Annotated in this window: 8 protein-coding genes and 2 tRNA genes; 6 read left to right on the top strand and 4 right to left on the bottom strand. The window is 66.1% G+C overall.

The features are described 5' to 3' along the window. Window positions 1-16 precede the first annotated feature (16 nt). Window positions 17-385 carry a hypothetical protein gene (locus NQ036_RS06725; protein WP_257057835.1) on the bottom strand — a complete coding sequence of 123 codons (369 nt, stop codon included), beginning with the start codon at window positions 383-385 and terminating at the stop codon, window positions 17-19. Between the two features lie 147 nt (window positions 386-532). After that, window positions 533-760 (bottom strand): hypothetical protein, encoded by a 228-nt coding sequence (locus NQ036_RS06720; protein WP_257057833.1) that lies wholly within the window; start codon window positions 758-760, stop codon window positions 533-535. A 367-nt stretch (window positions 761-1,127) separates the two neighbouring features. Here NQ036_RS06720 and NQ036_RS06715 point away from each other — a divergent pair, with 367 nt between their 5' ends. Next, entirely contained in the window at window positions 1,128-1,448 is a 321-nt protein-coding gene (locus NQ036_RS06715) for an XRE family transcriptional regulator (RefSeq protein WP_257049249.1), read from the top strand. A gap of 276 nt (window positions 1,449-1,724) precedes the next feature. Here NQ036_RS06715 and NQ036_RS06710 read toward each other — a convergent pair whose 3' ends face one another. Continuing rightward, window positions 1,725-3,557 (bottom strand): phosphoenolpyruvate carboxykinase (GTP), encoded by a 1,833-nt coding sequence (locus NQ036_RS06710; protein ID WP_257049248.1) that lies wholly within the window; start codon window positions 3,555-3,557, stop codon window positions 1,725-1,727. 353 nt (window positions 3,558-3,910) lie between these two features. Between NQ036_RS06710 and NQ036_RS06705 the strand changes: the two genes are divergently transcribed. From NQ036_RS06705 to NQ036_RS06690, 4 genes are all read left to right on the top strand, one after another. Beyond that, window positions 3,911-3,983 (top strand) — tRNA-Arg (locus tag NQ036_RS06705). A 98-nt stretch (window positions 3,984-4,081) separates the two neighbouring features. Next, window positions 4,082-5,404 (top strand): Nramp family divalent metal transporter, encoded by a 1,323-nt coding sequence (locus NQ036_RS06700; RefSeq protein ID WP_373456755.1) that lies wholly within the window; start codon window positions 4,082-4,084, stop codon window positions 5,402-5,404. Window positions 5,405-5,497: 93 nt separating this feature from the next. Then, window positions 5,498-5,570, top strand: a tRNA-Arg gene (locus tag NQ036_RS06695). A 147-nt stretch (window positions 5,571-5,717) separates the two neighbouring features. Then, window positions 5,718-7,724 (top strand): acetoacetate--CoA ligase, encoded by a 2,007-nt coding sequence (locus NQ036_RS06690; protein WP_257049247.1) that lies wholly within the window; start codon window positions 5,718-5,720, stop codon window positions 7,722-7,724. A 122-nt stretch (window positions 7,725-7,846) separates the two neighbouring features. On the opposite strand, the gene NQ036_RS06685 is transcribed toward NQ036_RS06690, so the two are convergent. Beyond that, the gene (locus NQ036_RS06685; protein ID WP_257057831.1) at window positions 7,847-10,228 is read right to left on the bottom strand and encodes a hypothetical protein; all 2,382 of its coding nucleotides are present in this window, start codon (window positions 10,226-10,228) and stop codon (window positions 7,847-7,849) included. A 288-nt stretch (window positions 10,229-10,516) separates the two neighbouring features. Here NQ036_RS06685 and NQ036_RS06680 point away from each other — a divergent pair, with 288 nt between their 5' ends. Further along, window positions 10,517-11,986, top strand: a complete 1,470-nt coding sequence (locus NQ036_RS06680; protein ID WP_257049245.1) for a malate:quinone oxidoreductase — start codon at window positions 10,517-10,519, stop codon at window positions 11,984-11,986. Window positions 11,987-12,109 lie beyond the last annotated feature (123 nt).

Genomic DNA, 12,109 nt, shown 5'->3' with positions numbered 1-12,109 from the left:
CCGGGGTAGGTAGTGGTCAGTTGTTGAGCATCGCGTCAATGTAGGTCGAGGCGGTCCGCCGGGGCAGGCTGGCGATCACGTCATAGTCGGTCGGGATGACCATGTGGCAGCCCTCGTGGCGATCGTCGGCGATCAGTCGGAGGATGAAAGCGACCTGCTTCTCAGTCGCCTTCGGGCCGGCCTGCTTGTCCATCTCCTGGGCTACGGCCTCAGGCTGGGCGGGGGTGCGGTCGGCGGCCCAGCGGAGGAACTTTTCGTAGGAGGAGCGACTGCGGATGAAAACGCCCTCAGCGAGGTCGGCGATGTCGCACCAGAAGGGTGATTTCCGGAGATCGTCGATGGTGAGGTTGTCCGTGACATATTCGGTGATGTTGTACTGAGCCATGATCGTGCCTTTCGCTGTTTCCTGCTGACACCGTTAACTATACGGCATGGATTGCTGTAGTGCAACACTGGGTAACGTAACGCCTGACACAAGACAGAAATGGCCCCCTACCCGAACCCGGGTAGGGGGCCATCAGTGCATTCACGGTTAGGCCTGCCGAGGCGGCAGCCCAGCCTTCTTCCGTTCGTGCCCGTCGAGCTTCCGCCACGTGTAGAACGCAATCACAGTGCCGAGGGCCACGGCCGCGCAGAACACCAGGATGTAGGCCAGTAGGATGACAAGCAGACCAGGGGACATATCGGGGATTCCTTCCAGGATGTGGTTGGTCTTGTGATCGTAACCCGCCGCCGCACTCGGCGCTCGCAGTGCCCACATTTTGCCCACACCTCGCGATCATTCACCACGATTCACCGGCATTCACCGTCACGCAGAATCCGCGAAAACACGCGGACTGCGGCCCTGACCTGCACTAATACGAGGGTTCAAATCCCTCCGGCTCCGCGTTATCCGGAACCCCCGCTAGCCCAGTGTCCGTCTGGGTGAGCGGGGGTTTCTGCATGCCCGGGGCCCGAACCCCGGATGATCCGAAACCGGGGGTACATCCCCGGTTTCGGGTCTTCTGCCGGGGTGAAGTCATGTGGAATCCACCTGGGGCACGTACGCTGGTGCTGAGGACATATTCTCAGGGCACAGTGACCTCGGATGCCGAGGCCGGCGGCCCACGATTCGAGGAGGAAACGAAATGGCTGCAGCACGACTGTTCTTCGACGGTTCGCTGGCGCGCTCTGCCCGAGCTCTGGTCCAGGTCGGCACCGGCACGGTGGCGGACCGCGCCGGCCTGTCCGAGGCCGAGGTCCTGGGCTTCGAACGGGGCATGCACTCGCTGACCGATGACAAGCGCGAGGCGATGATCTCCGCGCTCGAGGGCCTGGGCGCCCACTTCATCTCCGATGAGGCCGGCGGTTCGGGCCACGGGGTGCGGCTGAAGTTCAGCAAGGCGACCGCCGCCGAAGTCGAGGATATGGAGGGCCAGGGCGGGATCGTCGGCTTCGACGACATCTGATCCATGAACCCGGCGCGGGTCCGGCTCCGGACGGGCCCGCGGCCAACCGGATCGAGAACGGAATGATCGAAAAGAAGAAGGGCACGCACTCTGGCTCAAGAGTGCGTGCCCTTCCGGTTCATTGGCCTACATCGTTGTAGCCGGTTCTGGTGGGGACAATCTGTGGGTATTCGCGGTGCGGGGACACCGCGGGCTTCCCGGCCGAGGCCGCACGGACTCAGAGTGCGTGATGCACGTGGGTCCGTGTCGCCTCGGCCGGAGGTCGCCCGGCTGTGATCAGCGGGCGTTGATGCGTTCGCGCAGCGCGTCGACCTGGGCCTTGAGCTCGGCGGGGACGGCATCGCCGAGCTCGGCGTACCATTCCTCGATCGAAGCCAGTTCGGGCTCCCATTCCTCCGGCTTGACGGCCAGGGCCTTCGCCAGCTGCTCATCGGTGATGTCCAGACCGTCGACGTCCAGGGCGCCGGGGGCCGGAACCAGGCCGATCGGGGTCTGCACGGCCCCGGCCTTGTCGTCCAGGCGTTCGGCGACCCACTTGAGCACGCGGGAGTTCTCCGAGAAGCCCGGCCACAGGAACGAACCGTCCTCATCGCGGCGGAACCAGTTGACGTAGAAGATCTGCGGCAGCTTGGCGCCGGCGGTCGCTCCGATGTTCAACCAGTGCTGGAAGTAGTCGCCCACGTTGTAGCCGATGAACGGACGCATGGCCATCGGGTCGCGGCGGACCACGCCGACCTTGCCGACTGCGGCAGCGGTGGTCTCCGAGCTGAGCACGGAACCCATGAACACGCCGTTGGTCCAGTCCGAGGTCTGCACGACCAGCGGCATCGTCGTCTTGCGGCGACCGCCGAACATGATCGCGGAGATCGGCACACCGTTGGGGTTGTCGTACTCCTTGGCCAGCGTCGGCACATTGGTGATCGGAGTGCAGAAGCGGGAGTTCGGGTGGGCCGCCTTGGTCTCCGACTCCGGAGTCCAGTCGTTGCCGCGCCAGTCGGTCAGGTGGGCGGGGGCCTCATCGGTCATGCCCTCCCACCAGACATCGCCGTCGTCGGTCAGCGCGACGTTGGTGAAGACGTTGCCGCCCTCTTCGATTGCGCGCATCGCGGTGGGGTTGGTGCCGTAGCCGGTGCCCGGCGCCACGCCGAACAGGCCGAACTCCGGGTTGACCGCGTACAGCTGTCCGTCCTCGCCGAAGCGCATCCAGGCGATGTCGTCGCCCAGGGTCTCGGCCTTCCACCCGGGGACGGTCGGTTCGATCATGGCCAGGTTGGTCTTGCCACAGGCGGACGGGAAGGCCGCGGCGATGAACTTGACCTCGCCCTCCGGGCTGGTCAGCTTGAGGATCAGCATGTGCTCGGCCAGCCAGCCCTCTTCATGGGCGATGGACGAGGCGATGCGCAGCGCGTAGCACTTCTTGCCCAGCAGGGCGTTGCCGCCGTAACCGGAGCCGTAGGACCAGATGGCGCGGTCCTGGGGGAAGTGGGTGATGTACTTGGTCTCGTTGCAGGGCCACTTGACGTCCTGCTGGCCCTCGGCCAGGGGCGCGCCGACGGAGTGGACGCACTCGACGAAGCTGCCGCCGTTGCGGTCGATCGCGTCGAGCACGACATTGCCGGTGCGGGCCATGATCATCATGGACAGGACGACGTAGGGGGAGTCCGTGACCTCGACGCCGAACATCGGCTGCTTGGCCTCGGTGTGGCCCATCACGAAGGGGATGACGTACATGGTGCGCCCCGCCATGGAGCCGGCGAACAGGTCGTCGAGGATGGCCTTCATCTCCGTGGGAGCCATCCAGTTGTTCAGAGCGCCGGCGTCTTCCTCCTTCTCGGAGCAGATGAAGGTGCGGTCCTCGACGCGGGCGACGTCATTGGGGTCGGACGCCGCATAGAAGGAGTCCTTCTTCTTGTCCAGACGGACCAGGGTGCCCGCGGCCACCAGCTGGTCTTCGATCGCGTGCCGCTGAGCGGCGTCGCCGGTGATGAATTCGATGCGGGCCGGTTGTGTCTTATCTGCGATCCGGCGCACGAACTCCAGAACGTGGGCGTTCTTGGTCGGCGCACATGCGAGCTGGTCTTCGACTGAGCCAGTGTCGAGGACTGTCATCGGCGTTACTCCAAATCTTTTGACGGACTGCCGGGAACTGGCCCGATCCTGGTGAGGTTCGGCCCGCTGTTCCCGGCGGGTGATAATCACGGTAGGGGAGGGGCGAATGCCGATTCAGCGCGAAACCACCGGTTTTTCCTGTGCATTGACTCACAAGGGATGCAAAGAAGACGTCTTGTTGCAAATAGATGGGCGGATTTTTGTGCATGAAAGACGTATTTTTGATTTACGAGCCCTATGGGTTGCGGGGCGGGCGGTGTGCTTATGTGACGGCCTGTGTGACTCAGTCCATGTTCGCAGGACTGGCGGTACCCGCGGCGCCTGTGTATAGTTGAGTCCTGTCGTTAGGACATGCGCCATTAGCTCAACGGATAGAGCATCTGACTACGGATCAGAAGGTTGAGGGTTCGAATCCCCCATGGCGCACCGAAGGAAGGCCCGGAACTCTAGGTTTCGGGTCTTTTGCATGTGTGGGCATGCCGAGTCTTTCTGAAAAGATTGGTTGTCCGATAAACTTTTGAAGTGTGACTGAGAACACTCCAGACCCCCTGTCAGGGGAGACGACTGCGCATGACACAGCCGCCGCTGTGTCCTCGTCTTCCGAAGAACGACCCAAATGGAAACTGATCGGCCCCGGCCTGGTCGTCGCCGCCACCGGAATCGGTGCAGGCGACCTGGTCGCCACCCTGGTGGCCGGCTCGAAATTCGGCTACGCGCTCCTCTGGGCAGCGATCGCCGGCTGCATTATCAAGATCTTCCTCGTCGAAGGCGCCGGGCGGTGGACCCTGGCGACCGGCCACTCGATCTTCGAGGGGTGGCGGCGGCTGGGCCGTTGGACCTCCATCTACTTCGGTCCCTACATCGTCGTGTGGGGCTTCGTCTACGGTGCCACGGCGATGTCGGCCTCCGCCCTGCCGATCGCCACGGCCTTCCCGATCTGGGGCAACAACTACGACATCGTCCTCTACGGCGCGGTGTCCGGGCTCATCGGCGCGGCGTTGGTCTGGTCGGGGAGGTATCAGGCCTTCGAGAAGCTCGTGGCGGCCCTGGTGGGCCTCATGTTCGTCACCGTCGTGGGCCTGGCCGTCTACACGCTGCCCAACATCCCGGAGCTGGTCAAGGGCTTGGTTCCGCTGATTCCCGAGGGTGGGGTCATCTACACGCTGAGCATCGCCGGCGGCGTGGGCGGCACCATCACACTGGCGGCCTACGGCTACTGGCTCAAGGAGAAGGGCTGGTCCTCGCCGAAGTGGATGCGCGTGATGCGGATCGACAATTCGATGGCCTACGTCATCTCCGGTATTTTCGTGGTCGCCATGCTGGTGATCGGGGCGGAGCTGCTCTACACGGCCGGTATCGCCATCAAGTCCGGCGACCAGGGCCTGCTGGACCTGGCGAATGTGCTGGAGGATCGCCATGGTGCATTCCTGGCCAATGTCTTCCTGGTGGGCTTCTGGGCCTCCTCCTTCTCCTCCGTGCTGGGCGTGTGGAACGGCGTTTCACTCATGTTCGCCGATTTCTGGGGTCGGACCCGCAAGCTGCCGGAGGGCCACAAGGACCGTGGCCTGGGTGGCAAGTACTACAAGGTCTACATCCTGTGGCTGACCTTCCCGCCCATGCTGTTGCTGTTCATCGGCAAGCCGGTGGGCATCATCATCACCTACGGCGTGCTGGGCGCGTTCTTCATGCCGTTCCTGGCGATCACGCTGCTGTTCCTACTCAATGGCAAGCACACGCCAAAGGAGTGGCGCAACAAGTGGTACATCAACATCATCCTGGTCATCATCGCGGGTCTGTTCCTGGTCCTGGGCGTCAATGAGCTGATCGGCGCCATCACGGGAGGATGACGCCCACGTGAGGAGCGTCTCGGGGGATTCCGCCCGACGGCCTTTGCCGCTGGTGTGTCCGGAGTGTATAGTGGTGTCTTGTCGTCAAGACATGCGCCATTAGCTCAACGGATAGAGCATCTGACTACGGATCAGAAGGTTGAGGGTTCGAATCCCCCATGGCGCACTTTTCGTGCCATTGCACCACACGGGCCCCGGAGTTACGACTCCGGGGCCTGAGTGTTCTCCGGCTCCGGTGAGCCCGGTCACCCCTTCTGCATAGAATCGGGTACGGAACCGCGAAGCGAGCCCTACAAGGAAGTAGAGAGAACACATGGCAGATCGGACGAAACTCTGGACCCCGTCGCAGGAGAGGATCGGGCACAGCGAGATGCTGGCCTATCAGCGCTGGCTGGCCGACACCCGGGACGTGCACACCGCAGAGCAGGACTATCCGCAGTTGTGGAACTGGTCGGTGACGCACCTGCCGGAGTTCTGGGAGTCGATCTGGGAGTACTTCGACGTCCTGGGCGAGCGCGGCACCGGTCCCGTCATGTCAGGGGACACGATGCCGGGGGTGGCCTGGTTCCCGGGCGCGCGCATCAACTACGCGGAGAACATGCTGCGGCACGCGGCGGCCCGGCCCGATGCCGAGGCCCTGGTGGGGGTGCACGAGGACGCCCGCCGCGATTCCCTGAGCTGGAGCACCCTGAGCGGCAGAGTGGGCGCCTTGGCCCACTGGCTGCGTTCGGTGGGAGTGCGGCAGGGGGACACCGTCTGTGCTGTCCTGCCGAATATCCCCGATGCGGTGGTCGGATTGTTGGCAAGTACTGCGGTGGGTGCCGTGTGGTCGGTCGTTGGTGCCGACTTCGCGGCTCCCGGGGTTGCCGATCGGTTCGCCCAGATCGAGCCGAAGGTCTTGTTGACGGTCGACGGTTACCGGTTCAACGGCAAACTGCTGGACCGGCGTGCGGGCGTGGCCGAGCTGCTGGAACTGCTGCCCACCGTGGAACACCATGTGTTGGTCGATCAGCATCCGGACGAGCTGCCATGGGGCGAGGCCGCGGTGCCGGGCACAGAGGTGCCCAGCGTCCGGCTCTCGGACGTGGCCCGCGAGCCCCGTGTTCCCGAGTTCACCCGGGTGGAGTTCTCCCATCCCCTGTGGGTGCTGTACTCCTCGGGCACCACGGGCAAGCCCAAGGGGATCGTGCAGGGCCACGGCGGGATCGTGCTGGAGGGGCTGAAGAGCACTGCCCTGCAGACTGAGGGCCGGGCGGGCGACCGTGCGTATTCCGCAGTGGCCACAACCTGGATGGTGTGGAACAGCCTGGTGAACAACCTGCTGGTGGGTGGGACGGTCATCACCTATGACGGTTCGCCCGCGTACGAGGCCGCCGACAAACAGTTCCAGATCGTCGCGGCCGAGCGGGTGGCCCGTTTCGGTACGGGGGCCGCGATCCTGCAGATGATGGAGAAGTCCGGGCTGTCGCCTGCCGACCGCTACGATCTGTCGCATCTGGAGACCATCATGTCCACCGGTTCGACCCTGCCGGATTCCACCTGGCAATGGGCCGAGGACCACGTCGGAGCCGATATCCACATCGGATCCGACTCCGGCGGCACCGACGTCTGCACGGCCTTCATCGGCTCGAATCCCTATGACCCGATCTATCTGGGCGAATTGCAGGGGGCCTGGCTGGGCGTGGCCGCGGACTCCTTCGATGCGCAGGGCCGGCCGGTGGTCGACGAGGTGGGCGAGCTGGTCATCACGGAGCCGATGCCGTCCATGCCCGTGAAGTTCTGGAACGATCCGGACGGATCGAAGTACCGGGGTGCCTACTTCGAACAGTATCCCGGGGTGTGGCGCCACGGGGACTGGGTGACGAAGCTCCCGGGCGGGCAGTTCATCGTCCACGGCCGTTCCGATTCGACGATCAACCGGGGTGGCATCCGGATGGGCTCGGCGGATATCACCCAGGTCGTCGACCGTGTGCCGGGTGTGCTCACCTCGATGGTGATCGGTGCCGAGCTGGAAGCAGGGGACTATTACATGCCGCTGTTCGTCGTCCCCTCACCGGGCACAGTGGTCGATGATGCGCTGCGCGATGAGATCGTGCGTGCGATCCGCTCCGAGGTATCCCCGCGCTATGTCCCCGATGAGATCATCGAGGCCCCCGCCGTGCCGACCACGCGGACGGGCAAATTGCTGGAGATCCCCATCAAGCGGATCCTGCAGGGAGCCCCCGTGGAGTCCATCAACCGGTCGAGTGCAGCCGATTCCGCGGTGCTGGACTGGTATGTGGACTTCGCGAGGTCACGCAGGGCCCAGTCCGCGGACTGACGGGAGCCCTGCCACAGGCGGGCTCGGCCGTCGGTCGGAGATCCCACCACGTCCCGGGCGGCCCCGGCCCCACGTGGGGCCGGGGCCGCTGTCCGGCCTGGCCGGGTGCGCGCGGGCCGGACTCAGGCGCTCCGCCTCCTGCTCAGGTATAGGAACAGGATGCCCGTGCCCACCAGGGCCAGAGCGGTGCCGGCGGTGATGGCCGTCGTCGCCCCCGTCCGCGGCAGTGCCTGCTCCCGTGGTGCCGCTTGTTCCGGTCGTTCCGGCGCGGGTTGCTCTGGCGGGACCTGCACATCGCCTCCGGGGCCGGCCTCGTCGGCCGGCGGGGGCGGAGGGCTCGTCGGGGCCACCGGACTCGTCGGGGGAGCGCCGGGTCCGGCCGGCTGTGAGGACACAGGTGGGCTACTCGGCACAGCCGGAGGTGTTGTGCTCGGCGGTGCCGAGCTGGGCGGAACCTCCGAGGGAGTGCTCGGTGGAGCAGCCGGTGTCGTGGGCGGGGCACTGCTGGGCGGGACCACGGGAGGCGTGGTGCCAGGCGGCGCTGTCGTCACGATCGGTGGTGGGGGTGTGCGGTGCACCGTCTCGGCCGGGATCCCGTATTCGCTGTGCCAGGCATCCCAGCCCTCGCCCGCGGCCAACTCCACCACCCAGCTGGCCCAGCCGGGCTCGATTGTCACCGGCGCCGTCCGCGTATTGCCCGCGCCCGACTTGTCGACCCGCAGTGTCACCTGCTGCTGCGCGATGCGCTTCCCCACCGGCTGCGCCGCCTGGCGGGGCTCGGCCTGCGAATGATAGAGGCTCGCCGTCAGCTGCAGAGTGCTGCCGGGCCGGGCATCCCGAACACGGATCGTGTCCGCCGTCGAACCGACCGGCACCGGCGCGGTCTGCGATGGACGCGCAGTGGCCGGCAGAGTCCCAGCGGTGGGCACGGCGACGGTGTCTCGCTTGGCCCACTTCTCCTGCGTCCCTCCGAAGGCGACGGCTTGGGGGATCTTCTGCCCGCCCAGGACCGCGGTGGTCTCGATGCGGGGGCGCCAGGGCACCAGTGCGGTTTCCCGGGCGATCCCATGGTCGGAGTTCCAGGCGATATGGTCTGGACCCGCCGCGATGGACTCCGTCCAGTAAACCCAGCCGCGGATCCCGGCCGGCAGGGTCAGCGTGGGCGAGGTGTGGGCCCCGTCGGCCACCGCAGCCGAGGTCACACTGCCCAGGCTCTTCGCCCCGGCCGGAGCGTCCTTGGTGCGCTTGGGCTTGGACTCCGAGTGCCACAGGGTGTGGACGACATCGGCGCGCAGACCCTGTCCCAGTCCCGCGACGGTGAAGCGGTCGAACACCCGAGCGCCCGGCTCCAGGCGCTGCGCGTTGATCGTCGTCGTCACCGTGGGCCGGGTGGGGCCGTGCACGTTCAGGCCGGCTCGCGCGCTGAGGCTCATGGGGAGCCCGCGTGTGACGATGTTCTGCACCCGCTTGGATCCGCTGCCCTTCGGCTTGTACTGCAGCAGTCGATGATTGGGCAGGCCGCTGACGGTAGCGGTCACCGTGGCGCTCGCGGGCTGAGTCGCCTTGGGCCTGGGGACCGTCAGCCGGGTGGTCGTGGGGGAGGTGCCGGTGGTCAGCGCTGCGGCTGCGAGTTTCCCAGCGCTGCTCGACAGTCGCACGGTATAGCCGGGCACGGCACGGCCCGATGCTGATTTCAGCACGACGCTCACCGGTGCCACGCGGTCGGCGGTGGGGCCGCCGCTCCCACCGGGGGCAGGCGTCGGATCACCCACAGTGACCGTCAGCGTGTAGGGCCCCGCATACTTCTTGGCCTCGGCGCGCAGTGCGGCGTACTGCTTCGCGGTCCCGGCGAAGCGCTTGCCCAGTTTGCCGGGGGCCGCCACGGGCACCTGGTGGCGGTGGGCGATCTGCGGATCCAGTTTGACGATGGCCGACAGTGCGGCGTGGACATCGGCCTTCTTCGAGTCCGAATAGCGGCTCAGCAGATAGGCGCTGCCGGCGGATTCGATCTCGGAGCCCTTCGCCGCTGTGAAATAGCGGGCGTAGGGGGTGCGCAGGCCCGCATCGATGCAGTAGGCGTTGTAGCCGGTCAGACTCAAATAGGCACCGTACCAGGTCTTGCCCGTTGGGGTGGAGTGCCAATGCCCCGGCCCCAGCACGGATTTCTCGTTCGTGTCCAGGGCCCGGCCCAGTTCGGCGGAGGCGCCGTTGCCCGCCAGGCCGGCCAATACGCTCTGCCCGCCGGCCGTCGGTATCTCACCGGTGCCGAGGGCTCGCCGGCTGTCTGCGCTGCCGGAACCACCGGTGCCGCGCAGTGTCACGAGCGCGGGCCCGGCCGTGGCCCCGGCACGAGCAGTGGGCGAGGTCGCCGCGGCAGGCGGTGGAGCCTCGGCGGCGCGCAGCAGGGTGTCGGCCGGATGCTGGGCCGTGGCCGGCAGGGCCAGGAGCACGGCCAGCGGCGCGAAGAGGAGTAGTGCGGTCAGGAACAGGATGCGTTTCTTCATGCCCTCATGTCACCGCCACTCCTGGGTGTACGGGAAGGGGCGGGCGTCGGGCTGTGGACGAAGGGAATCCATCCACAGGGTGCGGGTACGCACGCTCGCCGGAGCATCCACAGGGACAAGTGCGCCGGTGAGGGCTCCGTCCCCGGGAAACGACCCAACGCTGGTGGACTGCGCGGCGTGTCGTTACCGCCTGCTGGGTCCCGCCTCGGTTAGTGGCGGTGCGGACGCAAGGGGTAGAGTGCCATACGGAAGGTACCCGCTTTGCGGCCAGACGACGCGAGGGAATTGATGGTTAACAAGGACACTGCCGACGTAGTGCTCATCGGTGGCGGCATTATGAGCGCCACCCTGGGCGCGATGCTCACCGAACTCCAGCCCGATTGGAATATCCGGGTCTACGAACGACTCAACTACGTTGCCAAGGAGAGCTCGGACCCGTGGAACAACGCGGGCACCGGCCACTCGGCCCTGTGCGAGCTGAACTACTCGCCGGAGAAGGCCAACGGTGACATCGACATCACCAAGGCCGTGAACATCGCCGAACAGTTCCAGGTGTCGCGCCAGTTCTGGTCCTACCTGGTCGACGAGGGCGTCATCACCGACCCCAAGTCCTTCATCAACTCCGTGCCGCACATCTCCTACGGCCGTGGTGAGAAGGGCCGTGACTACATCAAGCGGCGCTACGACACGATGGTCTCCAATCCGCTGTTCAAGACCATGGAGTACTCCGACGACGCCGCCACGCAGGCGCAGTGGCTGCCTTTGATGTTCGAGAAGCGCGGCCCCGGTCAGATCAACGCCGTTTCGAAGGTCGCTGAGGGCACTGACGTGGACTTCGGTTCGCTCTCGCGCCAGCTGCTGACCCACGTGGGCGCCAAGGGTGCCGACATCCGCACGGAACACCAGGTCATCGGCCTGGACCGCGCGGCAGACGGCTGGAAGGTCACGGTCAAGGACCTGACCTCCGGTGACGTCCACACGGTGGCAGCCAAGTTCGTCTTCATCGGCGCCGGCGGCGGGGCCCTGCACCTGCTGCAGAAGTCCGGTATCGCCGAGGGCCGCGGCTACGGCGGCTTCCCCGTCTCCGGTCTGTTCCTGCGCACCTCGAACCCGGAACTGGTGGCCCGCCACCACGCCAAGGTCTACGGCCAGGCCTCCGTGGGCGCCCCGCCCATGTCCGTGCCGCACCTCGACACCCGTGTGATCGACGGCAAGGAATACCTGATGTTCGGCCCGTACGCCGGATTCTCGCCCAAGTTCCTCAAGCGCGGTTCCTTCATGGACCTGCCCAAGTCCATCAAGGGCGGCAACCTGGGCGTCCTGCTCAACGTCGCCAAGGACAACTTCGGTCTGGAGAAGTACCTGGTCACACAGCTGGCCGAAACGAAGAAGGGCCGTTTCGCGGCGCTGGGCGATTTCACCCCCGAGGTCGACCCGAGCGATTGGGAGTTCATCACCGCAGGCCAGCGCGTGCAGGTCATGAAGCCCTCGTCCAAGGGCGGCGAACTGGGCTTCGGCACCGAACTGGTGGCCGCGGCCGACGGCTCGCTGGCCGCTCTGCTGGGCGCCTCGCCCGGTGCTTCGACGGCCACGCCGATCATGTTCAACCTGCTGAAGTCCTGCTTCCCCGCGCAGTTCTCCGGCTGGGAGTCCAAGATCAAGGCGATGGTCCCGTCCTACGGCCTGAAGCTGGCCGACGACGAGAAGCTCTACGACGAGCTGTTCGAGTACACCACCCGGACGCTGCAGCTGGGCTGAGCACCAAGCGGGTCGAGGCCCCGGCCCGGCTGTGTGCAGCCGGGCCGGGCGGCTCGCCGCTCCCGCCGTGTGGCTGGGATGGAACCACAAGGAAGTCGGAATAGGATCGACCTATTCCGACTT

Origin of the sequence: Brevibacterium sp. 91QC2O2 (assembly GCF_024580695.1) — a bacterium.
GTDB lineage: Bacteria > Actinomycetota > Actinomycetes > Actinomycetales > Brevibacteriaceae > Brevibacterium > Brevibacterium moorei.
This window is presented reverse-complemented; position numbering and strand designations above follow the sequence as displayed.